The organism is Streptomyces sp. MI02-7b (assembly GCF_033793585.1).
Classification (GTDB): domain Bacteria; phylum Actinomycetota; class Actinomycetes; order Streptomycetales; family Streptomycetaceae; genus Actinacidiphila.
Genome location: NZ_JARAWX010000005.1, coordinates 79,519 through 101,914, shown reverse-complemented (window position 1 = coordinate 101,914; position 22,396 = coordinate 79,519). Strand labels below are relative to the sequence as shown.

Below are 22,396 nucleotides of genomic sequence, written 5' to 3'. Positions count from 1 at the left end.
CGCGCGTCGCCTTCACCGGCCCGGGCCGCGTGTGTTTTTATCGCGAAAGCGAAGGCAATGACGATGGCAATGAGCCGACACACTCGCCGTCATCGCTCCGCGGTGGCGCATGCGCAAGGCCGTGTCGGTCCGCTAATCCCGCTCGGCGAGCAGACCCCATGGGGAGACGTGGCAGAAGGCTGATCGGGTGCCGGCCCCGGCGACGGCGCACTCACGTGGTCCTCATCTTCCCCTTCAACCCCTGACCACTCGGACACCTATTCCACGGAGTCTGCTTTTCATGAAAGACGGCGACGACCACGCACCTGCGGGACGGCCACGCGGGAACGTGACCAGGCGACGCATTCTTCAAGGGACAGCGGGCGTCGGTGCCGCACTGGCATCCGCCGGCATCTACGAGATGATCGACACCCTCGCAAAACCCCCCTCCCGGCCCGTTGCCGCCGACAGTTCGCCCCTCCAGGAGCAGTACATCCTGCAGAACGAGCAGGTGGTCATGGTCGATGGTTCGGGCGTGAAGAGCCGCAGGGGTACGATCGCGGTGCGGGTACCGGCCCTGCACAATCATGTCATCACCGCAAGGCTGAATGTGCCGGGGAACGCCAAGGCGTTGCAGGAGGCGCAGCACCACTTCGAGTCCGTCCTCTTGGATGTGGAACGCAAACTCCCGGCCACTCCGACGGGAGTGGCTACCACGGTGGCCTGGGGACTTCCCTACTTCCACCACTACGTTCCCACCCTGGGTAAGGCGTCGGGATTCTTCAAGGCGGGAACACGCTACCCGGCGTATCTGCCGGTCGATGTGACGACCTCCAAGAAGGAGGGCCGTACCGTGTACGCGCTGCAGGAGGCCAGGACGTTCCCCAGCGACCAGTCCCCGCCGGGCTTCGGGCCGGTCCGCTTGGAACAGAATGACGTGGCCGTGCTCCTCCGCAGTGACTCGCTCGCCCATATCAAGGCAGCACAGGAAGCCCTTTTCGGGCCTGGAGGCAGCCGGGCGGGCAGCCTGTTCAAGGTGACGAGTATCCGCCGGGGCTTCTCCGGGGGCGGTTTCTACGGGCAACAGGGCCTGCCGAGCAAACTGGCGCTGGCAGCCGGTATCCCCGGTGCGGAGTCGATTCCTCGACAGGCGCAGGGCTTCCTCGGCTTCGCCACCACTTTGGACTCGAATATGGGCCCCGGCGTCATCGCCAATCTGGAGACCCTCCCCGGCCTCACGGATCAGTGGCCCAATGGTTACTTCAAACAGGGGACCACCATGCATCTCTCGCACCTGTTCCAAGATCTGGTGACGTGGTACGAGAAGAACTTCCCCCAGTACGCGGATCGCGTCCAGGCGATGCTTCACCCCGGCCTCTCGCCCGCGCCCGCGCCGGGTACGTTCGCCCTCCAACCGCCGGGTCAAAGCAAAGCCCAAGTGGCGGAAGGGGTCCGGAGGTACCACGCCTACGGTCACACGGGGAGCATGTCGGAGGTGGACAGCACCACGTCGCCGATGACCGGCAACTACGGGAAGGACTACCCCTCGGGGACCACCATCCCCGTGCGCGGCGATTTCGATACGCTGGACAATCCGTTCCACTACACGTCCGATCCGGCGGCGGACCATTACAGCAAGACACCGGCGGCCGGGTTGCACTTCATCCAGTTCCAGCCGACGACGGCAATTTTCAATCTCGTCCGGCTCTCGATGGACGGCCACTATCCCGACAGGACACTCCCCGTCGCACCGCGCAGCCCCCACGCCGGCATCAACTCGGTCCTGCACACGACCCACCGGCAGAACTACCTCGTTCCACCACGTCGCCATCGCTCCTTCCCCCTTGCCGAGTTCCTTGTCTGACACCGGCCGTGGGTCGCGCCCCCGGCCTGCCGCAGGCCGCCCATGTCGGACACGGGCGCCTGTTCACCTGCGCATCGGAGTCGAAAACGCCTGGCACGTCCGTGCGAGGAGCGCTAGGATCCCCGCGATGACGACTCACTCCTCGTACAGATCGGGGGTCCCGTCCGCGCAAGGTGAGTGCTGATGCTCACTCAGAACGCGTACGGGGATTCCCGACTTTCCCTGTGGCTGCGCGTACGCGAGTACGCCGTGCCCCCCTCGATGATCGAGACCGCGACCGTCCGCCGCCGAGCGGGGGACTGGGCGGGCGCGTGCGCCGCCGCGGGTGTCGACGTCGACCTCGATCTGCGTGCGCTGGCGCGCACTCACGGTGCGCGGCTCGCGGCCCGGGTCCGGGCGGATCTGCGCCATCTGGCTCCCGATCTGCTGCGCTGGCACATGCCGAGGGTCGCGCCCGACGGGCTGTTGCGGCCCGGGCTGACGATCGCCCTGGCCCGGTACCAGGACGACGGGCGTTCCGTGCACCTCGTGGTGCGGACCCCTCCGGCCTGGGCCGATGCCGGCCAGCGCATCAGCCTCGCCCTGTGGGACGGAACGCCGGCCGCGGCGGGCGCCCACCCCCACCCCCGTCCGCACCGCCGGTTCCGTCTCGACCTGCACCGGCACCTGTGGGACGCCCGCAGGGCGGCCGAGTTGCGAACCCGGTCGGGCGCCGACCGACCACCCGCTGACGGCCCGCCCCCTGCCGACCCACGCTGGGCCGTCGACCGATGGTCCGCCGAGGCGGAGATCGTGCTCCGCGCCGAAGGGCGGCGCGGCGGCACCGTCCTGGTCCGACTGGGCACGCGGGACCGGATGCTGGTGCACGTGGCCGACCCGGCCGCGACCGGGGACGGAAGCGCCCACCGGCTGCCGGTGCTGCCCGACGCGGCGACCTGGGTGCTGCCCGACCTGGAGCTGCTGCGCGCCGGCGCGCTCACGGCCGGCGGGCTGCACCCGCTGGTCGCCGCGGCCCTCGTGCCGGGTCACGCGCCGTCCGCGTCCCGCCGACTCCCGGACCCGGCAGGCCGACCGCGCATGGTGGAGTGCCGCGGTGCCCGGCACCGGATCGGTCAGGTCGACGGGGTCCTCGTCCCGCTGGACCACGGTCAGGACGAGATCCGCAGGGAGGAACTGCTGGCCGCGCTGACCGGCACCCCCCTTCCCTGCCTTCAGGCGATCGACGAGGCGCACCGCCGGCCGGACTGCCTCCCGGGCGTCCGCGAGCGCCTGGACCACGGCGACACCGCCGGTGCCCTGGCGGTCGTCGAGGGCCTGCTCGGTCCCGAGGCCGTGCTGCGGGACGGCCCGCTGCGGGACGCACTGGAGACGGCCGCGGAACGGCGGATCGCCCACGGGCTGTTCCGCGCGGGCCTCGCCGACCCCGGACCCCGCCGCGCCCCGGACCAGCGCCGTCCCCGCGACCGCCGCTCCCGCCCCCGGGCCGCGACCTTCCGCTGACCCGGTTCACGGACTGCCCGTCCTTCCACCACCCTTCACGAATCCAAAGGTGATCACCCATGCCCGCCACCGCCCTGCCGCCCGCGCCCGACATGCCCGCCGGTCCGGACGGCCCCGCCCGACTCGACGTCGCCGGCGCGCTGCTGGACCTGCTGCGCGACACGACCACGGAACCGCGGCCCGACCCGCAGCTGGAGGCGCTGACCCTGGCCGTGGCCGCCGACCTGCCCGTACTGCTCTGGGGCGAACCCGGCATCGGCAAGAGCGCGGCCCTGACGCAGCTCGCCGCCGCGCTGGACCTCCCGTTGACCACGGTGATCGCCAGCGTGCACGAACCGTCCGACTTCTCCGGCCTGCCCGTCGTCGGCGATGATCCCGCTGCGGACGGTGTCCCGATGGCGCCGCCGGACTGGGCCGTGCGCCTGGTGCGGGCCGGCCGGGGCCTGCTGTTCCTCGACGAACTGTCCACCGCGCCGCCGGCCGTCCAGGCCGCCCTGCTCCGCCTCGTACTGGAGCGGCGGATCGGCGCGCTCCAACTGCCTCCGGGCGTACGGATCGTGGCCGCAGCAAATCCGCGCTCTTCGGCGGCCGACGGCTGGGAACTGAGCCCACCCCTGGCCAACCGGTTCGTTCATCTGCAGTGGACCCACGACCCCGAGGTCGTGGTCCGCGGACTCGGCGGGACGTGGCCCCGGGCGGCCCTGCCGCGGCTGGACCCGCGACGGCTGCCCGAGGCCGTGGACTTCGCCCGGCGCGCGGTGTGCGGGCTGCTGGCCGTACGCCCCGGTCTCGTGCACAAGCTGCCCACCAACGAGACGCGCCGCGGCGGCGCCTGGCCGTCCCCCCGCAGCTGGGAGATGACCTTGCACCTCACCGCCTTCGCGACCGCCGCGGGATCCTCCCGGGACGTGCTGTCCCTCCTGGTCAGGGGAACGGTGGGGGACGGGCCCGGCCTGGAGCTGCTGGCGAGCCTGGACCGGATGGACCTCCCCGACCCCGAGGACCTGCTCGCCGATCCCGCGGCGGCCGTCCTGCCCGAACGGGGCGATCTGCGCCAGGCCGTGCTCGACGGCGTGGTGGACGCCGTCCGCAGGCGCCCCGAGAAGTCCCGCTGGGACGCGGCGTGGGCGCTCCTGGTCCTGGCGCTGGAGACCGGGGCCCCGGACCTGGTGGTCGTCCCCGCGACCACCCTCGCCGCGCTGCGCCGGCAGGACTGGGACGTGCCCGCCGCCATCGAACGACTCGCCGGAACGGTGACGTTGTCCCGCCGGGCCGACCAGGCCGCCGTCCGTGCCGCGCGGGCCGAGAAGGCGGCCCGATGAGGCACGACGCGCCGGGGCCGGCCCCCGCACCCACGCCCGAACCGGCACCCGCCACCCCCGCGGCCCTGGACCGCGAGAAGCTCTTCGCCGCCCGGCTGCACGCCGCCCGTGCCCGGCCCTACCTGGCGACGGCGCTGTTCGCCCTGCACACCGTGGAGTCCCGGCGAGTGCCGACGATGGCCGTCGACCGGCACTGGCGGTGCTACGTCTCGCCCGCGTTCGTCGACCGGACCCCGGTGGAGGAACTGGCCGGGGTATGGGTGCACGAAGTCTCCCATCTGCTGCGCGACCACCACGGGCGCGGCGACCGCGTCGCGAGGGAGCGCGGCCTGACCGGTCCGGGCGAACGGCTGCGGATGAACATCGCGGCCGATTGCGAGATCAACGACGACATCTACGGCGACGGCCTGGTGCGGCCCGAAGGCGCCGTCGTGCCGGCGTCGTTGGGCCTGCCCGCGGGCCTCCTCATGGAGGACTACCTGCGCAGGTTCGGACTCGTCCCGCTCACTCAGAGCATCGCCTGGCTGGACTGCGGCAGCGGCGCCGACGGCCTCGACCGCGCTTGGGACCTGGGTCCCGAGGGCGCGGACGGCCTCGGCGAACAGGAACGGGACGCCGTGCGGTTCCGCGTCGCGCAAGGCATCACCGGCCGGCCGGGGAGCGCCCCCAGTGGGTGGCGGCGGTGGGCGGAGGACGCCTTCCACCCGCCGCAGCCGTGGCGGGAGTTGCTGGGCGCCGCCGTCCGCTCGGCGGCTTCCGGCCCCGGGGTGGGGGAGGACTACAGCTACGGTCGCCCGTCCCGCCGCTCCGCCGGTGTCCCCGGGGTCGTCCTGCCGAGCCTGCGGCGCAGGCCGCCACGGGTCTGCGTCGTCATCGACACCTCCGGCTCGGTCAGCGACACCGAACTCGGCAGCGCCCTCCTCGAGGTCGCCGCCATCTCCCGTGCCGTGGGCGGCCGTCGGGACATGGTCACCGTCGTGCCGTGCGACGCGTCGGCCCGCATCGTGCACCCGTTGTGCCGCGGCGAGGGCATTCCCCTGGTGGGCGGTGGGGGCACGGACCTGCGGACCGGTTTCGCCACGGCGCTCCGCACGCGGCCCCACCCCGATGTCATCGTGGTTCTGACGGACGGTCAGACCCCGTGGCCGGCAACGAGCCCGGCCTGCCGCACCGTGGTGGGACTGTTCCCCCGGCGGCACTCGTCCGTGAACGAGGACGATCCGGACTACGTGCCGGACACGCCGCCGGACTGGGCGCGCGTGGTGGAGATCGGATAGCCCGGCCACCGGGGTCCGTCCGGCAGGACCGCGGGGTCGGGAGTTCTCCCCATGCCCGCGGGCCCGCGGCAGGAGTGCCGGTGCACGCGACCGGCGGCAAGATACGCAATCCTCCCGATGGCCGCGGCCCCCCGTCCTGACAGCATCGGTCCCCGAACGTGATCGGTGGTCCACCGGGCCGGTCCGCGACCGGACCGTGCCGCCGGGCCGAGGCAAGCATGCGAGGGGTTCATCGTGGCAACCGTACGAAGCGCTCACACCGTTTGGGACGGCGACCTTCTGGAGGGCAGCGGAGTCGTCACCTTCGACTCCTCGGACCTGGGTGCGCAGCCGGTGTCGTGGCCTGCGCGTGCCGGGGAGGCCGACGGCCGGACCAGCCCGGAAGAGCTCCTCGCCGCCGCGCACTCCAGCTGCTTCTCGATGGCGCTCTCCCACGGTCTGTCGGGTGCCGGTACCCCTCCCACCCAGCTGGTCACCTCCGCCGACGTGACCTTCCGGCCGGGGACGGGCATCACGGGTGTCCACCTGAGCGTCGAGGGTGTCGTCGAGGGCATCGGCAACGACGCGTTCGTGGCCGCCGCCGAGGAAGCCAAGGAGAACTGCCCCGTCAGCCAGGCGCTCGCCGGTACGGCGATCACGCTGTCGGCCCGGCTGGTCTGACCGGCCGCGGTCGTCGCGGCATCCACAACGTGAGAACGGGGTTCGAGTGAGTCCGGCAGTGAACGAGCCGATGGCCGATGTACGGGACATGTACATGGCCCACACCATGATGCGGCGGGAGTTCCGGCTGCTTCCGCAGCTCGTGCGGGACGTCGCGCCGGGGGACACCGGGCGCGCCGAGGTCGTCGCGGCCCACGCCGACAAGGTCTGCCTGATCCTGCACCTCCACCACGAGGGCGAGGACGCGATCGTGTGGCCGCGCCTCCTCGAGCGGGGCGGGGAGGAGACGGCGGCGATCGTGCCCACGATGGAGGGGCAGCATCATGTGATCGAGAGCGCCCTCCACGAGGCGACGGAGCTCCTGTCGCCCTGGCGTACGACGGCTCACGGCGGCGAGGAGCTCGCTGACGCACTCGACCGGCTGCTCACCGCGCTGCTGGAGCACATGGCGCTGGAGGAGAAGGAGATCCTGCCGCTGGCGGAGAAGTACATCACCGCCGCGGAGTGGCAGCTCCTCGGGGAGCACGGCATGGCCGGGAGCCCGAAGAAGGTCCTGCCGCTCGCCTTCGGCATGGTGATGTACGAGGGCGATCCCGAGGTGGTCAAGGCGGTGCTCGCGCACGCCCCGTTCGCCGCCCGCCTGATCATGCCGATCATCGGGCCCCGGCTGTACGCGAGCCACGCCAGGCGTGTGTACGGCACGTCCACCCCGCCGCGCGTGGGTACGTGACCGGCGCCCCGGCGCGGCCCTGGCCGCTGCGGGAACGGGCGGACGCAGCGCGCAACCGCGCCGCGATCCTCGAAGCGGCGGCCGGGCTGTTCGCCGAGCGCGGGATGGACGGCGTGACCATGGAGCAGGTGGCGGCGGCCGCGGGGGTCGGGAAGGGAACCGTGTTCCGCCGCTTCGGCGACAGGGCGGGGCTGGCCGCGGCCCTGCTGGCCGAGCGGGAGCACGACCTGCGGGAGGCCGTCACGCACGGGCCGCCACCGCTGGGCCCCGGGGCGCCGGCCGGCGACCGCCTCGCCGCGTTCGTCGACGCCTATGTCGATCACTTGATGCGGCACCTCGCCCTGGTGCGCGCGTACGAGACCGCGGCCGCCGGCTCCCGCCACCGGGCGGGCGCCTACCGCTTCTGGCACCGCCACCTGGTGAGCCTGCTCGACGGCGCGGCCGACCCGGAGGCCTCCGCCCACGTCCTGCTGGCCAACCTGTCCGCCGTGCACATCACGGCGCTGCTGCCCGAGGTGGGCGAGGACCGGACGCGCCGCTGCCTGTCGCACCTGGCGCGCGCGGCGCTGGGCCCCCGCTGACACGGACGGCGGCCGGGTGCCCGGGGCACCCGGCCGCCGTCGCTCGGCGCTCGGACTCAGGCGCTGACCGTCTCGCCGGGCAGTGACAGGTCGAGGTCGACCAGGTGCTCGTGGCCGGGGTGGGTCGCCGAGGACGCCAGCGGGCCGTGCCCGGCGGCACGTGCGGCCAGGACGTAGTGGCCCTCGGCCGGGACGGTGAGCGTGTACGTCCCGTCCTCGCCCGATATCGTCGCGCCCGCCTGACGGCCGCGGCGGTCGATCAGTGTGACCTTGGCACGGGCGACGGGCGCGCCCCCTGCCGCCAGCACCCGGCCGCGGAAGCCCCGCAGCACCTCCTCGGCGTTCGCCAGGCCGGCCTCCTCCTCGCTGCTGGTCCGCAGCTGGAGCGTGGCCGCCCGCCGTCCCGGCAGCCCCAGGGCGAGGAGCACGCCGATGACGACCGCGCCGGTGGCGATGACGAACGACACGCGGAAACCGTGCATGGTCGGGATGGTGAGGCCGTCGGCGTGGTTCGCGGTGTTGGCGAGCACCATGCCGATCACGGCGCTCGACACCGAGGTGCCGATGGACCGCATCAGGGTGTTGAGGCCGTTCGCGGCGCCCGTCTCGGAGGCGGGGACGGCGCTCACGATCAGCGCGGGCAGGGAGGAGTACGCCAGGCCGATGCCGGCGCCCAGGACCACCGCCGTGATCACGGTCTGCCAGGCGGCGTCCATCAGCCCGAGACCGCCGCCGTAGCCGAGCGCGATGATCAGCATGCCGACGATCAGGGTGACCTTCGGGCCGAAGCGTGCGGAGAGCCGGGCGTAGACCGGGGCCGTCAGCATCATCGTCAGGCCCAGGGGCGCCACGCACAGACCCGCGACGACCATCGACTGGCCGAGGCCGTAGCCGGTGGCGGCCGGCAGCTGGAGCAGCTGGGGGAGGACCAGCGAGACCACGTAGAAGCTGACCCCGACCATGATCGAGGCGAGGTTGGTGAGCAGCACTTCGCGCCGTGCGGTGGTCCGCAGGTCGACCAGCGGTGCCTTCAGCCGCAGCTCCATCAGGCCCCACAGCACCAGGATGACGAGGGCCGCGCCGAACAGGCCGAGCGTGGTGCCGGAGGACCAGCCCCAGTCGCTGCCCTTGGTGATCGGCAGCAGGAGCAGCACCAGGCCGGTGGTCAGGCCGATCGCGCCGGGCAGGTCGAAGGAGCCCTTCGCGCGCATCGGGGACTCGGGCACGACGATCAGGGTGAGCGCGATCGCGAGCACGCCCAGACCGGCGGCGGCGTAGAAGAGGGCGTGCCAGTCGCTGTGCTGCGCGATCAGGGCCGCGCCGGGCAGCGCGAGGCCGCCACCGACACCGATCGAGGAGCTCATCAGGGCCATGGCCGAGCCGAGCCGTTCGCGGGGCAGCATGTCGCGCATCAGCCCGATGCCGAGCGGGATCGCGCCCATGGCGAAGCCCTGCAGCGTGCGCCCCACGATCATCGTGAGCAGTTCGCTGGTGACGGCGCTGATCACGGCGCCGATCACCATGATCGAGAGGCTGGTGATCAGCAGGCGGCGCTTGCCGTAGAGGTCGCCGAGGCGGCCCATGATCGGGGTGGCCACGGCACCGGAGAGCAGGGTCGAGGTCAGGACCCAGGTGGCGTTGGTGGGAGCGGTGTGCAGCAGTTGCGGCAGGTCTTTGATGACGGGGACCAGCAGCGTCTGCATGACCGCGACAACGATGCCTGCGAAGGCGAGAACGGGGACGACGGCCGCGGTGGTTCTCCGCGTGGGCTGGTCGGTCGTCGTGTGGGTCATTGAGTGGGGCCTCCGGGCCGGGAAGAGGAGGTGGCGTCGTTCGTCACACCACGTCCCTTGCAAACCCGTATGTCGAGGCAACTATTCCGGCGGCTCGGACGAAAAACCGAGGGCGGACCGGCCGGGTTCCGGCAGGGCTTCCTGCGCGGGGTGGGCGGGGGCCCCGCGGCTGTCGGCCCCCGCCACCGTGCCGCGGCGGGGGCCCATTCAAGGCGTCAGGGCTGTGGCGGGTTCCGCACCACGGCCCTTCGCCCGCCCTCAGCCTGTCCCGGCCCCGCGGCGGCCGCGCGCGGAACGCGTCCTCCCCGGTGACGCGCGGGCCTTCGCCCGACCGGCATGGCGCTCGCGGCACACATCCAGCCGTCTGGTTGTTCCGGAGCGCAGGACGTCATGGTCGCCCTGGCCGCCACGCGGTCCCGGCTCCTCACGCCCCCCGGGAACCGGAACCCGGGCGGGGGCGACGAGACGGCCCGCCGCCACCGGCACCGGGCAGCGGTCGTGGCCGCGGTCGCCGCCATGACCGCCCGGCTTCTGCCCCTCCCCTGATGACCCGGTCCCAGACACGACGCACCGCCCCGTGTCCGCCCCCGCCGCAACTGTCCCCGCGGTGGCGACGGGTGGCATCCGGTCACCGGGCGCAGGCGCCGGCAGGCCGCGGGCGCGCCAACGGTCATCACCTATGAGGAGTACGGTGGGGGGACCGAAGGCATTTCGTGCGTTGGCATCAGCGTTGGCGTCGTCATCGGGAACGTGACCGCCTGGTGGTTCGACAGGCTGGAAGGCGGCGTCATGGCCGCGACGACGATGCCCGGCCTGCCCCCTCGCGCATACCGCGTACCCACCGCTGTCCCCACGGCCGCGCCACGGTCGTCGCGGCCCGCCGACGCGGGGCGCGCGGCCAAGGAGACACCGTGAGAGCCGAGTCGGCGCTTCCGGCATCCCCCCTCGCCGACGTGTGCATCACCGCCGCCTCACCGGAAGTGGCGCGGCAAGTGGCGGAAGTGCTCCGTGCCTGGTTCGCCAGCTCGGAACAGCGCAGCTACCCGGCCGGTCGCACCGGCCAGGGCACCCGGCTCCATCTGACGGTGAACACGGCCCGTACACCCGAACACCCCGGCGGATTCCAGGCGTGGCTGGCCGTGCCTCCGCGGACGGGCGGCTGACATGCCCCCCGGCCGCGGCCCCCGGGATCTTCCGCCCGGTCCTCCCGATCCGCCCACCCGGGTCAGACTGGTGCGCCGCGAACTCGGTCCCCACGGGCTGGACGGGGTCTGGTGGCCGCGGTCCCACGATCTCCGCGAGGGACTGCCCGGCCTGCTGGCCGCTCTGGACGCACGCTGGCCCGGCATCAGCCGGGTGACGGTGAGCGGGCCGATGTGGCGCACGGGGCCCGAGGAACTGCGGTTCGCCGACCGGGACGTGCACATCAACCGGTCACCGGCCGCGGCGCGCTCGAACACGATCTGCCTGCTGTCCTACGGCGTCGGCCGCTGCGACCTGCTGGTGGTACCGCCGGGAGCCACCGCCGACGAGGCCCGCGTCCTCATGGACTGCGTCGTGGCGTCCGAGGACGTCCGCGCCGCCGCCCCGCCGGGGTGAGGGCCCGCGCGCTCAGACGTCGGCGGGGGGAGTGGGGTGACAGGTGAACCCGAGGCGCTTCATGGCCCGGGTGACCTCCGCGGCGGTGAAGTCACGCCGGTCCTGGCGGGTGATCACCGCACCCACCTGCTTGACGGGGTAGGAGCGCTGACCGATGAGGACGCACTCGCCGGCGGCAGGCTCGGGAGCGATACCGCTCATGGCCCGCTGCACCTCGCTCGCGGTGAGGTCGAAGGGGTAACCGGCGATGATGCAGCGCACTGGGTCTCCACACGGTGGACGGATGAGCTGGCACAGCCAGCCTCGCACAAGACGGGGCCCAGAACGACAGCGCGGCGAGGGGAAACGGGGCGAACCTTCCTCGTCGCGCCTCCCACCCCCGCCGTGAATTCTGTGTTACGTTGGTTACGTTGCAGTTTTGGTACCCATGAACTTTATGTGCGCCTGACGGGATGTGACCCACAGGTGCATTTTTGTTTTTCCGGTCCTTCCGGAGGGTCATTGCGGCGACAGAAGTCCGCACAGTGCGGACTTGGTGTACTGCTCCCGAAGGAGTTTCATCATGGCAACTGGCACCGTGAAGTGGTTCAACGCGGAAAAGGGTTTCGGCTTCATCGAGCAGGACGGTGGCGGCGCTGACGTCTTCGCCCACTACTCGAACATCGCGACCCAGGGCTTCCGTGAGCTGCAGGAGGGCCAGAAGGTGAGCTTCGACGTCACGCAGGGCCAGAAGGGCCCGCAGGCCGAGAACATCGTTCCCGCCTGACGCCGACGGCATCGCGGTCCGGGGCCGGCACCCTCACGGGTGCCGGCCCCGGTCTGTTGTCGTACCGCGGGCGCGCGGCTGAGGCCTTGTCAGGTTCGCCCTGACGGCCTAGGGTTCAGGAAAATCCTGACCGTTCGGGGGCGCACCGTGACACTGTCCGAGACTCTGCCGGAACTCACCCGCTGCTCCTTCTGCGGCAAGCCGAACACCGAGGTCGACAAGCTGGTCGCCGGTCCCGGTGTGTACATCTGCAACGAGTGCGTGGCCCTGTCCGCCTCGATCATCGACGGGAGCCTCGGCAGCCCCGCGGGGCGGCCCGTGTCCGTCTGGGAGTCGATGACGGACGAGGAGATGCTCGGTCACATTCCGCGCGTCGCCGCGCACATCGACGCGGCCGAGGCCGACCTCACCGCCTGGGTGCGGGAACTGCGCCGACGCGGCGTCACCTGGAGCAGGATCGGGGAGACCCTCGGGATCACCCGCCAGTCCGCGTGGGAGCGGTTCTCCGGCGAGGAGTGAGCGCGCGCGACGGGCGACCGCCTCAGCGGAAGTCCCTGGGCGTGTAGGTGTCCGTCCAGTGCGCGTAGGCCGCACGGTCCGACGGGGAGAAGGACGCGTTCAGGATCCGGTACTGCCGGTAGTAGTGGCGGCCCTGGTCGATCCGTACGCCCCGCACCTGCAGATCGGAGCCCGGCAGCACGCGGACGTGGCCTTCCGCGCAGTTGGGCTCGCAGGTGTTGATCCTCAGGGTGCCCCGGCCGGTCGCCTCCGGCGAGCCCCAATGGGACCAGCGCAGACCCACCAGGGCGGCCGTGTTCGTCGCCTCGAAGGTCGGCGGCATGACCGACGGCCGCTGGGTCACGTCGTCCAGCAGCATCGGCGGATCCGCGCCCGCCGCGGCGGCCGCCGGAACGAGGGCGCCGGCGAGTGCGAGCAGGAGGCACGACAGGGGACGACGCGACATGGTGCTGCCTCCTCGACCGGCGAACTTCCGCGCGGCGGCCTCCCGATGGCGGGCCGCGCGGCGTAACGGCGCGGTGTCCGCGCCCGATGGGGTGGCCGTGAGGTGGCCGTGGGCTCGAAGGGCCTTTTGTCCCATCGTAGGACGCACCGTCGTGTCATGCCCGCGCGCGGCGCCGTCACATGAAATTGCGGGTGTGCAGGGCCGACAGGGCGGTGGCCTCGTCGTCGGGGAAGCCCAGCCGGGACAGCCGGTGACGGCGCGCCTCGTCCATGTCCGCCTGGAGGCGCTGCACCGCCCGCCAGCCGCGGGCGATCGCCGCCGGGGCCCACGAACCGGCGGCCAGGAGCACCAGGGCGTCGAAGACGTCCTGGTTCAGACCGGCGGAGCCCGCCAGCGCGTCGTGCCGGCGCTCCACCGCGGCCCGCAGCAGGCCGCGCAGTTGCGGGTCCACGTTCGCACGGTGCTCCAGGTGCCCCAGGCCGAAGGCCACGTGCCGTGCCTCGTCCTGGCGGACCAGGCGGCTGATCCGCCGGGTCACCGGGTCGGGGCCGTGCCGTTCGAGGAAGGCTAGCAGATTGAGGAAGCTGCCCTCGCCGAGCACCGACAGCAGGAAGGAGGCGATGGAGAAGTCCGGCTCGGTGAGCAGTGTCGTCAGTGACGCCCGGCCGCCGACCGTGGACGTTCCCATGGTGCCGCCCTTGAGCAGCGCCCGCCGGGTGAACACCTCGATGTGCCGGGCCTCGTCCGCGGCCTGCACGGCCAGGAGTTGGAGCACCTCACGGAAGTGCGGGTGCACCTGCACGAGCAGGCGGGCCGGCACGATGAGCGCGGCCTGTTCGTTTTCCACCAGGTACGTCATGACCTGTACGACGGCCGCCTCGACCTCGTCCGGCAGGGCGAACGCGGTGTCCCACGGGACGGCGGTCAGCGGGTCCCACTGCGCGGCCGCCGCCTGCCGGTACAGCCGCGGCGCGAGGTCCGTCCAGGCGACGTCCTGATCGGTGACCGCGAAGGGCACCTCCGGCCCGCCGGCCTCCACCAGGGCGCCGCGCGCGGCCAGGCCCCAGTGCAGCGGTGGCCGTCTGGCCACCTCGCGCGCGTCTGGGCCCCCGGCACGCTCGGCGCCCTCCCACCGGGCCACGGCGGTGTCGCCACGGCGCACATGGGCACGCACCGGGGCCTCCTCCGGCGCCGCGAGGGACACGGTGTGGCCCTCGCGGCGGCACCAGGCGGTGAGGGGGGCGAGAAGCGCGGGACCCATGCCGGTGACGGCGACCCTGCCGCCGGCCGCCACCTGGCTCAACGAGCGGCGCAGCAGCAGATGGGCGCCCTCGTCGAAGCCGGTCCCCGCCAGGTCCAGCACGAGGTGGGACGGCTCCCCGCCCGCGGTCACGGTCGGTAGCCGGCGATCGTGACGTTGCCCTCGGCGTCGTAGAACCCCGTCTCGTCCACGGCCGCCGCCAGGTCTGCGAAGCCGCTGTCGCGTCCAGGGAGCCACTGCCTGAGCCCTTCCAGGTCGAGCAGATGACGCACGCCGGGGTCGGCGTAGGACATCGACTGCAGCAGCTCGGACAGCCGCTCACCGCGCTCCGTGCCGAGCGAGGGCCCGGTGGCGAGCACGCAGTGGTCGAAGGGGGCGGTGCGCGCCAGCAGACGCGTGGTCCCGGCGGGCAGGGACCCTTCCAGACCGAAGGTGAGGTAGGAGGCGTCGCTCATGCAGGCCGCCGCGACCTCCCCGGCCAGGACCGCGCGGGCCGCCTCGCGCTCGCCCCCGATGTGGTCTCCGTGCAGCCCCACGCCGGTGTCGTGGCGCCGGACGCGGAAGTCGGTCCCCGGGATCAGGCCCGCGTCCCTGAGATGACGCAGGGGCAGGAGGGTCGCCTGGGGCGAGTCGATCGCGCCCACGGCGACGGTCTCGCCCTTGAGGTCGGCGACCGTGACGACCGGCCCGTTGGACCGCACCACGATCACCGAGGTGAGGTCGCGGTCGGTGTCGCGCATGACGAGCGGCCTGACCCCCGTGCCCGCGGCCTCCGCCATACGGCGGGTGCGCAGCCACGCGAGGGGGGACTGCCACGCCGCGTCGATACGGCCGCGGACCAGGTCCTCGGTCTGCCGCTCGTAGTGGGCGTAGAGCACGAAGTCCATGTCGAGGCCGTGCTCGCGCAGCCACGAGCGGAAACCGGACCAGATCGTGACGACCTTCGGGTCGTACGCGACGGCGCCCAGGACGATGTCGGTCATCCGGCCTCCTCGAACAGCGGCAGGCCCAGTCCGGCGCGGCCGCAGAAGTCGTGCAGCGCCTCGGTGGTCGGTGCCATCACGCGTGCCGCCAGGGCGTCCCGGAAACGGCGCTCCACGCCCAGGTCCCGGCGGAAGGCCGACCCTCCGCACAGGCGCATGGCGCCGTCGGCCACCTCGGCCGCGGCCTCGCCCGCCAGCGCCTTCACCTGCAGCGCCCGCACCGGCGCCCCCGGGCTCCCCGCCGCCATCGCGTCCAGGGTGTCGTCCAGGAAGGCGCGCACGGAGTCCGTGCGCAGGCGCAGCTGTGCGTACTGCCGGCGGGTGACGGGCTGCTGCGCCAGCGTCTCGCCCAGGTGCTCCAGGCGGGCGGTGCGCAAGTGCCGGGCGGTCAGCTCCGCGAGCGTCTCCATGACCCCCAGGGAGAAGGCGGCGCTCAGCACGAGGAAGCACGGCAGTGCCAGTTCCAGGGCGGTGGCCAGGCCCTGTCCGTCGGTCCCGAGCACGGCCCGCGCGGGCAGGGTCACGCCCTCGGCGGTGATCGGGCAGGAGGCGTTGCCGCGCAGCCCGAACCCGTCGTAGTCGCCGCGCACCGACAGGCCGGGGAGGTCACCCGGGACGAGCCACAGCGTCATGGGGCCGTCGGCCCGCAGCGGCCGGCTCGACCAGACGTAGCTGTCGGCCTCGCCCGCCGCGGTGACCCACGACTTCACCGCGTCCAGTCGCACGTCGCCCGCGCCGGCCGGAACGGCCGTGCCCGCGGGTGCCCAGAAGTGGCTGCGCGACCCGCGCTCGGAGAAGGCGAGCGTGCTCAGGTGGCGGCCCTCGGCGATCGCCCGCCGTACGTCGTCCGGCCCGTGGCGCTCGATGACGGACACGGCGGAGTAGTGCATGAGCAGGACCATCGCCGTGGAGCCGCAGGCCCCCGCCACCTGCTCGATCACCGCGGCGGCCTGCCGCAGGTCCCCGCCGCCCCCGCCGTGCGCCGGGGAGCTGAGCAGGCCGAGGGCGCCCTCGTCGGCGAGTGCGCGCACGCTCTCGCGGGGGAAGCGGCCCGCGCGGTCGACCTCGTCGGCGAGCGGCCGGACGTGGTCGCGGAGAACGGCGCCGACATCCGGTCGCACGGTGCCGGGAGGCGTCGCCTCGGTGGTTTGCAGCATGTGTTCCCCATGGAGATACGAGATCCGGACGCAGACACGGACGCAGACACGGACACGGACATGGACGGTGTGGCCGGTCAACACCCAAGCAGTCCGCCCGTGGTCTCGGTGGGAGCGCGCGCCGCCCGCTCCGGAAGAGTGATCATCGGGTTGATCGGGGCCCGCGCCGGCGGTGCCCGAGGAACATGGTTTCCCCTGACAAGTCCGCACGGTGTTCCGGCATCACCGCCGGTTCGCGTCACGGAAATTCCGGACCGCATTCAGGGAAATACCGAATTCCCGAGCGACGACCGCCCGGGGCCGGCGGATGCATTGCGGCGGCCACGGGGGACGGGGCCCCGTCGTGGTTCCGCTGCCCGGATTCCTCGCGATGCCGGGGCGCGGCGGCCGGTCTGCCGCCTTATCCTTCAGGCAAGGCCGGCGGCCGTGGGGGCTGCGTCGACTCTCCGGGCGGCATCAATTGGACGGTACCGAGAAGCGCGACCCGTTCACGGGCGACGAGGGGCCCGGCCGTGACCTGGGCGCGTTCATCGCCGGACTGCCGAAGGCCGAACTGCACGTGCACCACGTCGGCTCCGCCTCCCCCCGCATCGTGGCGGAACTGGCGGCCCGTCATCCCGGCGCCGGAGTGCCCGCCGACCCCGAGGCGCTGGCCGGATACTTCACCTTCAGGGACTTCGCCCACTTCATCGACGTGTACGTCGCCGTGGCCGGTCTGGTCCGCACGCCGGAGGACGTCCGCCTCCTGACGTACGAGGCCGCCAGGGACATGGGCCGGCAGAACGTGCGGTACGCGGAGTTGACCGTCACCCCGTACACCTCCGTCCGGCGCGGCATCGACGAACGTGCCTTCATGGACGCGATCGAGGACGCCCGTTCGGCGGCGGAGAAGGAGTTCGGGGTGATCCTGCGCTGGTGCTTCGACATTCCGGGCCGGCCCGGGGTGTACGCCGAGCAGACCACGCGGCTCGCCACCGACGACCGCATTCGCCCCGAGGGCCTGGTCTCCTTCGGGCTCGGCGGACCCGAGACCGGTGTGTCGCGACGCCAGTTCAAGCCGTACTTCGACCGCGCTGTCGCCGCCGGCCTGCGGTCCGTGCCGCACGCCGGCGAGACGACCGGACCGGAGGCGGTGTGGGAGGCGCTGCGCGACCTCGGCGCGGAACGGATCGGTCACGGCACCCACGCCGCCCGGGACCCGGAACTCCTCGCGTACCTCGCCGAGCACGGCATCCCGCTGGAGGTCTGCCCGACGTCCAACCTCGCCACGCGGACGGTCCGCACGCTGGACGCCCACCCCCTCGGGGAGTTCGTCAGGGCCGGGGTCCGGGTCACCGTCAACTCCGACGACCCGCCGATGTTCGGCACCGATCTGAACAACGAGTACGCGGTCGCCGCCCGGCTGCTCGGCCTCGACGAGGCGGGACTCGCCGACCTCGCGAGGAACGCGGTGCGCGCGTCGTTCCTCGACGACGCAGGCAAGCAGCGCATCGTGGCGGAGATAGACGCCTACGCGGCGGCGGGACGCCGGTCCTGACGCCCCGCCGCCGACCGCCGACCACCCGAACGTGCGCAAAGGCTGGGCCGTCCGGGGCTTCGCCGGCCCCCGGTCCAGCCGCGATACCCTGGCCGACACGCCCCGGACCCCGGCCAGTCAGGCTGTCCCCTCGTTGTCGCGGCCGGGCAAGGATTTGGTTGGATGCAGCCATGAGCGCAGATGATCACCAGGAATCAGGTCTTTCGAAGAGTGTGTGGAGCGACGCCGACTTCGAGGACATGGGGTGGCACTACGCCACCGTGCACGGACTCCACCTGCAGCAGACCGATGCCGGCCCGCCACGGCTCCTGCTCGACCTCGACTACATCGTCCGCTGGGTCCAGCCACTCCCGCCGGAGAAGCACTTCACCTTCTGGGTGTCCCCGGCGACGCTGGTCTTCGACGACGTCCAGGACCTCGAAGGGGGTCTCGGCTTCAAGGGCCGGTCGCCCGACCTGGAGATCGACGCCCTGCACCGGCTGACTCCGGAGGACGACCGGCAGGACCTGCCGCACTGGCATGTCGAGGGCCACGCCTTCGACCTGGCGTTCCGGGCGTCCGGCTACCGGCAGTACTTCCGCCGCACGCCCCGGCTGACGTCCCGTTACGCCCTGCCGCCCGCGGACCGCGGAGGCTGCTCGTTCGACGAGGCCGCCTTCGCGTGAGCCGGCGGCGCCCTCAGCCGCGGGCCGTGCGGCCCGTACCGGCGCGGGCCGCGGAGCGTGAGCACGTCACCGGGGCCCGGCCGGGGGCGCTCAGCTCTTGACGGCCCGCAGGATGACGAACTTCGGGTCGGAGGCGAGGACTTCGCAGTTGCCGAACAGCCGCCGCAGCCGTACGTGGTAGCCCAGGTGCCGGTTGCCGATGACCAGCAGCTCGCCGCCGGTGCGCAGCGCGTCCTTGGCGGTGTGGAACATACGGCGGGCGGTGGTGTCGGTGACCGACTGGTGGGAGTGGAACGGCGGGTTGTTGAGCACCAGGTCGGCGCCGCCGGGCGGGACCGCCGTCAGGACGTCCGCGGCGTCACCGACGAGGAACCGGGCCTTTGCCCCGGGCCCCGCGTTGTCGTGGAACGTCGCCTCGGCGGAGGCCACGGCCTGGTGCGACTCGTCGACGAACAGCACGTCGGCGCCGGGGTTGGCGAGTGCCACCGCGGTCCCCACCACGCCGTTGCCGCAGCCCAGGTCGATCACGCTGTCGGGTCCGTGCCGGTCCGGCAGGTGCCGGAGCAGGAACCGGGTGCCGATGTCGAGGTGGTCGGCGCAGAAGACCCCGGCGTGGTTGGTGACCGTGCGGCCCGACAGCACGCCGATGCCGTCGGGGAGCGCATACCGCAGCGGCCACGGGTTCGCGCCGTGCCGGGCCGAGGGGTCGGGTGTGCTGAAGATCAGCCGGGCCTTGCGGACGGCCAGCGACGTGCGCGTCGGTCCGACGATCCGTTCGAAAAGCTTCAGCGTGGAGGTGTGGATCTCGGTGACCATGCCGGTGCCCACTACGACGGTCCCGGCGTGCAGCGCGGGTGCCAGCCGGTGCAGCTGGTCCTCCAGCAGGGCCAGGCTCTTGGGCACCCTGACCAGCAGGACGTCGATGCGCGCGGGCGGGTCGTCGCGCGTGGTCAGCATCCGCACCCCGTCCTGTGCCCGCGGCGCGTTGCGCCGCAGGTTGGCCCGGGTGGCCTGCTGCCCGAGGTGGGAGTCGGTGATCTGCGCCGGGCGGTGCGCGGCCAGCGCCGTCACCAGCGCCCCCCAGCGGTCCCCGAGCACGGTGACCTCGCCCGTCAGGTCCGTTCCGGTCTCGGCCAGGTGCCGCAGCAGATAGTCGTCCGCGGCGTCCCATGCCCGCAGGGACTCCCGCGGGTCCGCCGGGAAGCGTGTCAGTTCGAGTGCGCCCGACGGCGTGCTGAAGACGTTCATCGCCTCCTCAGCGTACGGGCTGCGCGGACCGTCACCCGCCCGCGGGCCCCGGGCCCGGCGTTCCGGGCCCCGGTGCGGCCGGTGCGGCCGGTGCGGACCGCCCGGTCGGCTGCTCGGCCCAGACCGTCTTTCCCCGCCCGTGGTGGCGGGTGCCCCACCGGTCGGCGAGGCTCGCGACGATGAACAGCCCGCGGCCCGTCTCGTCGATGGTGCGGGCGTGCTTCACCCGGGGCGAGCTGGGTGCGCCGTCGCTGACCTCGCAGGTCAGCATCCGGTCCAGGATCAGGCGCAGACGCAGCGGCGGCGCGCCGTGGCGGACCGCGTTGCCCACGAACTCGCTGACGATGAGCTCGGTGGTGAACGCCGTCTCCTCGTCCAGGCCCCACAGCCGCATCTGCCGCTGCGTCGCGGCGCGGGCGACCGGCGCGGCCCCGGCGTCCGCGGGCAGCGGGAGGATCAGCACCCGTTCCGGGGGCAGTGCCTTGGTACGGGCGAGCAGCATCAGGGTCTCGCCGGAGAGGTGGCCGTCCGCGGCCGCCGACGCGATGGTGTCGCGCAGGTCGGACAGGGGCCGTGTGTGGGCGCGGTCCAGCAGCGGACGCAGTGCGCCGGCCGGCGTCAGGACCTGGTCCGCGAGCGCGCCCGTGGCCATGGCCAGAGTGCTTCCCTGGGGGAGGCTGACGGTGGTCGCCGGGAACGGGGCCCTGCCCGACCCGGTGAGCATCGGGCCCGGGGGGACGGACAGGCCGGCCGGGGTGCCGTCGGGAAGGATGGCGACGAGTTCCGGCAGGCCGGCGCGGGCGACGGTGCACGTGAGGTCCACCGGGTCGTAGATCGCGATGGTGCAGCCGGCGGTGACGGGGCCGCGGTGCATGGGGTCCATGGGGGGCAGCGCGGCATCGGCGGCGGAGAGCCGCGACGCGGTGTCGCTCAGGCGGGCCAGCAACTCGTCGGGCTGCAGGTCCAGGGCGGCGAGCGTGTGCACGGCCGTGCGCAGCAGCCCCATCATGATGGGCGTCGTGATGCCCTGCCCGGTGACGTCGCCGACGATCAGCGCGGTCCGGGCGCCGGGCAGCGGAATCGCGTCGAACCACGCGCCGGCGTCCTCCGGATCGGGAAGGTGCAGCGGGGAGATCTCCAGGGTGGCCGGTGCGACGGGTTGCCGGGGGAGCAGCCGGTGCTGGACGGTCGAGGCGATGATCCACTCGCGCATGTACTGGCGGGCGTTGTCGATGCACAGCGCGGCGTGCGCGCACACGGCGGACGCCACCGTGATGTCGTCGTCCTCGAAGGGGTCCTCGTCCCCGTGGCGGAAGAAGCTGACCACGCCGAGAACCTGGCCGCGCAGCTGCAGTGGCGCCACGATCAGCGAGTGGGCGAGGGACCGCCGGATGGCATCTCCCCGGTCCGCGTCGGTGTCCAGCCACGAGCTGTCCTCGTCGATCGGAACGAGGCGCGGGCGCAGGTCCGACAGGACGTGGGAGAAGGGGGTGCCGGCCGGCAGGGGGCGGACGTCTCCGACCGGGTGACCCGCGACGAGCCCCTTGAAGGCCGCCCGGCGCAGGGGAACGTCCTCGCGGACGGGGATCGAGGGCGGTTCCTCTCCGCGGACGACGTCGTCGATCACGTCGACGACCGCGATGCCGGTGAAGGCGGGCACCAGGGCCTCCACCACCTCCCAGCAGACGGCGGCCACGCTGAGGCGGTGCCCTACCCGGGTACGGAACGTCTCCAGGAAGGCGAGGCGATTCTGCGCGTTCTCCCGCTCCGTGACGTCCACCGCCGACGCCACCAGGCCCAGCACCTCGCCGTCGGCGCCCTCCAGCCGGAAGTAGGAGACGGAGCGGATGGGGCGCCGAAGTCCGGGCGAGGGTCTGACGCCCCGCACGAGCCGGTCCACCACGGGCACCCCGCTGTCGAGCACCCCCTGCGCCACGACGGCTTCGTCGCCGGGGGCCTCGAAGGCGCACACCTCGGTGAAGTGCCGCCCGACCACTCGATCCTCGGGCACCGGACGCGGCCCGCGGACGGCGGTGCTCGCGCGCACCACGCACAGCCGGACGTCGAGGACGTGCAGCGCCACCGGCGCGTGCGTGAACAGGGCCTTCAGGACCGCCGCGTCCTGCCCCGGGCGGGCGCCGCCCGCCGAGAACACCTGCCAGGCGACGGACGTGCCGCGCAGCACCGGCCTGACCAGTACCCCGGAGGTGTCGGCGAGCCCTTCGAGTCGTGGCCCTTCGGCGCCGGGCCCGGTGACCGCGCTCATGAGCGCGGTCACGGACCGCCCGACGGCCTCGTCGGCGGTCCGCCCGAACCGTTCCTCGGCTGCGGGCCCCCACTCGACCACCCGGCCACCCTCGTCGACGAGGGCGAGCACGTCACCGCTGGGCATCCGAAAGCACCTCCGCCCCCCATGCCTGCCCATCCCCTTCCGGCGGCAGGCCCGCCCGGCCGACAGCTACACCGATCGGCTCAGCCCCGTTCCCACCAGGGCGAAGCGGGGCGGCGGA

21 protein-coding genes are annotated in these 22,396 nt (G+C 72.9%); 13 read left to right on the top strand and 8 right to left on the bottom strand.

Going from position 1 to position 22,396, the window contains the following annotated elements; genetic code table 11:
* Positions 1-280: 280 nt before the first annotated feature.
* The 7 genes from PV364_RS09550 (at position 281) to PV364_RS09520 (ending at position 7,913) form a co-directional block, all read left to right on the top strand.
* Complete coding sequence (locus tag PV364_RS09550) at positions 281-1,843, top strand: hypothetical protein (protein WP_319659341.1); 1,563 nt, start codon at positions 281-283, stop codon at positions 1,841-1,843.
* A gap of 183 nt (positions 1,844-2,026) precedes the next feature.
* Positions 2,027-3,343: a hypothetical protein gene (locus PV364_RS09545; RefSeq protein WP_319659340.1), complete on the top strand. Its 1,317-nt coding sequence runs from the start codon at positions 2,027-2,029 to the stop codon at positions 3,341-3,343.
* A gap of 92 nt (positions 3,344-3,435) precedes the next feature.
* Entirely contained in the window at positions 3,436-4,665 is a 1,230-nt protein-coding gene (locus tag PV364_RS09540) for an AAA family ATPase (RefSeq protein ID WP_401977002.1), read from the top strand.
* Positions 4,662-5,942 (top strand): DUF2201 family putative metallopeptidase, encoded by a 1,281-nt coding sequence (locus PV364_RS09535; RefSeq protein ID WP_319659338.1) that lies wholly within the window; start codon positions 4,662-4,664, stop codon positions 5,940-5,942. The genes PV364_RS09540 and PV364_RS09535 overlap by 4 nt, the downstream gene beginning before the upstream one ends.
* Positions 5,943-6,176: 234 nt before the next feature.
* Positions 6,177-6,602, top strand: coding sequence for an OsmC family peroxiredoxin (locus PV364_RS09530; RefSeq protein ID WP_319659337.1), 426 nt, complete (start codon positions 6,177-6,179; stop codon positions 6,600-6,602).
* 58 nt (positions 6,603-6,660) lie between these two features.
* Entirely contained in the window at positions 6,661-7,332 is a 672-nt protein-coding gene (locus PV364_RS09525) for a hemerythrin domain-containing protein (protein WP_319659336.1), read from the top strand.
* A complete protein-coding gene (locus tag PV364_RS09520; RefSeq protein WP_319659335.1) occupies positions 7,329-7,913 on the top strand; it encodes a helix-turn-helix domain-containing protein in 585 nt (194 codons plus the stop codon). The genes PV364_RS09525 and PV364_RS09520 overlap by 4 nt, the downstream gene beginning before the upstream one ends.
* Before the next feature lie 56 nt (positions 7,914-7,969).
* Here the strand turns inward: PV364_RS09520 and PV364_RS09515 are convergent, their stop codons facing one another.
* Positions 7,970-9,706, bottom strand: coding sequence for an MFS transporter (locus PV364_RS09515; protein WP_319659334.1), 1,737 nt, complete (start codon positions 9,704-9,706; stop codon positions 7,970-7,972).
* Between the two features lie 911 nt (positions 9,707-10,617).
* On the opposite strand from PV364_RS09515, the gene PV364_RS09510 reads away from it, so the two are divergent.
* Positions 10,618-10,869 carry a hypothetical protein gene (locus PV364_RS09510; protein ID WP_319659333.1) on the top strand — a complete coding sequence of 84 codons (252 nt, stop codon included), beginning with the start codon at positions 10,618-10,620 and terminating at the stop codon, positions 10,867-10,869.
* 70 nt (positions 10,870-10,939) lie between these two features.
* Positions 10,940-11,305, top strand: a complete 366-nt coding sequence (locus PV364_RS09505; protein ID WP_319659332.1) for a DUF5994 family protein — start codon at positions 10,940-10,942, stop codon at positions 11,303-11,305.
* 12 nt (positions 11,306-11,317) lie between these two features.
* Here the strand turns inward: PV364_RS09505 and PV364_RS09500 are convergent, their stop codons facing one another.
* Complete coding sequence (locus PV364_RS09500) at positions 11,318-11,566, bottom strand: SCO5918 family protein (protein ID WP_319659331.1); 249 nt, start codon at positions 11,564-11,566, stop codon at positions 11,318-11,320.
* Positions 11,567-11,867: 301 nt separating this feature from the next.
* On the opposite strand from PV364_RS09500, the gene PV364_RS09495 reads away from it, so the two are divergent.
* Positions 11,868-12,071, top strand: coding sequence for a cold-shock protein (locus PV364_RS09495; RefSeq protein ID WP_037915390.1), 204 nt, complete (start codon positions 11,868-11,870; stop codon positions 12,069-12,071).
* A gap of 147 nt (positions 12,072-12,218) precedes the next feature.
* Positions 12,219-12,590, top strand: coding sequence for a ClpX C4-type zinc finger protein (locus PV364_RS09490; RefSeq protein ID WP_319659330.1), 372 nt, complete (start codon positions 12,219-12,221; stop codon positions 12,588-12,590).
* Between the two features lie 22 nt (positions 12,591-12,612).
* On the opposite strand, the gene PV364_RS09485 is transcribed toward PV364_RS09490, so the two are convergent.
* The 4 genes from PV364_RS09485 to PV364_RS09470 form a co-directional block, all read right to left on the bottom strand.
* Positions 12,613-13,035, bottom strand: a complete 423-nt coding sequence (locus PV364_RS09485) for a hypothetical protein (RefSeq protein ID WP_319659329.1) — start codon at positions 13,033-13,035, stop codon at positions 12,613-12,615.
* Between the two features lie 175 nt (positions 13,036-13,210).
* Entirely contained in the window at positions 13,211-14,428 is a 1,218-nt protein-coding gene (locus tag PV364_RS09480; RefSeq protein ID WP_319659328.1) for a ferritin-like domain-containing protein, read from the bottom strand.
* Positions 14,425-15,279, bottom strand: a complete 855-nt coding sequence (locus PV364_RS09475) for a phosphate/phosphite/phosphonate ABC transporter substrate-binding protein (RefSeq protein ID WP_319659327.1) — start codon at positions 15,277-15,279, stop codon at positions 14,425-14,427. The genes PV364_RS09480 and PV364_RS09475 overlap by 4 nt, the downstream gene beginning before the upstream one ends.
* The gene (locus tag PV364_RS09470) at positions 15,276-16,436 is read right to left on the bottom strand and encodes an acyl-CoA dehydrogenase family protein (RefSeq protein WP_319659326.1); all 1,161 of its coding nucleotides are present in this window, start codon (positions 16,434-16,436) and stop codon (positions 15,276-15,278) included. The genes PV364_RS09475 and PV364_RS09470 overlap by 4 nt, the downstream gene beginning before the upstream one ends.
* A 460-nt stretch (positions 16,437-16,896) precedes the next feature.
* Here PV364_RS09470 and PV364_RS09465 point away from each other — a divergent pair, with 460 nt between their 5' ends.
* Together PV364_RS09465 and PV364_RS09460 are read left to right on the top strand one after the other, a co-directional pair.
* Positions 16,897-17,973 (top strand): adenosine deaminase, encoded by a 1,077-nt coding sequence (locus PV364_RS09465; protein ID WP_319659325.1) that lies wholly within the window; start codon positions 16,897-16,899, stop codon positions 17,971-17,973.
* Between the two features lie 170 nt (positions 17,974-18,143).
* Positions 18,144-18,638: a hypothetical protein gene (locus PV364_RS09460; protein WP_319659324.1), complete on the top strand. Its 495-nt coding sequence runs from the start codon at positions 18,144-18,146 to the stop codon at positions 18,636-18,638.
* 90 nt (positions 18,639-18,728) lie between these two features.
* Here PV364_RS09460 and PV364_RS09455 read toward each other — a convergent pair whose 3' ends face one another.
* A complete protein-coding gene (locus PV364_RS09455; protein WP_319659323.1) occupies positions 18,729-19,886 on the bottom strand; it encodes a methyltransferase in 1,158 nt (385 codons plus the stop codon).
* A 31-nt stretch (positions 19,887-19,917) separates the two neighbouring features.
* Entirely contained in the window at positions 19,918-22,278 is a 2,361-nt protein-coding gene (locus PV364_RS09450; protein ID WP_319659322.1) for a SpoIIE family protein phosphatase, read from the bottom strand.
* Positions 22,279-22,396 lie beyond the last annotated feature (118 nt).

Bases quoted from the DNA above. Each gene is read 5' to 3' on its own strand.
- PV364_RS09515 (WP_319659334.1), bottom strand. From the start codon at position 9,706: ATGACCCACACGACGACCGACCAGCCCACGCGGAGAACCACCGCGGCC.
- PV364_RS09485 (WP_319659329.1), bottom strand. From the start codon at position 13,035: ATGTCGCGTCGTCCCCTGTCGTGCCTCCTGCTCGCACTCGCCGGCGCC.
- PV364_RS09450 (WP_319659322.1), bottom strand. From the start codon at position 22,278: ATGCCCAGCGGTGACGTGCTCGCCCTCGTCGACGAGGGTGGCCGGGTG.
- PV364_RS09455 (WP_319659323.1), bottom strand. From the start codon at position 19,886: ATGAACGTCTTCAGCACGCCGTCGGGCGCACTCGAACTGACACGCTTC.
- PV364_RS09475 (WP_319659327.1), bottom strand. From the start codon at position 15,279: ATGACCGACATCGTCCTGGGCGCCGTCGCGTACGACCCGAAGGTCGTC.
- PV364_RS09535 (WP_319659338.1), top strand. From the start codon at position 4,662: ATGAGGCACGACGCGCCGGGGCCGGCCCCCGCACCCACGCCCGAACCG.
- PV364_RS09460 (WP_319659324.1), top strand. From the start codon at position 18,144: ATGAGCGCAGATGATCACCAGGAATCAGGTCTTTCGAAGAGTGTGTGG.
- PV364_RS09550 (WP_319659341.1), top strand. From the start codon at position 281: ATGAAAGACGGCGACGACCACGCACCTGCGGGACGGCCACGCGGGAAC.
- PV364_RS09545 (WP_319659340.1), top strand. From the start codon at position 2,027: ATGCTCACTCAGAACGCGTACGGGGATTCCCGACTTTCCCTGTGGCTG.
- PV364_RS09540 (WP_401977002.1), top strand. From the start codon at position 3,436: ATGCCCGCCGGTCCGGACGGCCCCGCCCGACTCGACGTCGCCGGCGCG.
- PV364_RS09470 (WP_319659326.1), bottom strand. From the start codon at position 16,436: ATGCTGCAAACCACCGAGGCGACGCCTCCCGGCACCGTGCGACCGGAT.
- PV364_RS09495 (WP_037915390.1), top strand. From the start codon at position 11,868: ATGGCAACTGGCACCGTGAAGTGGTTCAACGCGGAAAAGGGTTTCGGC.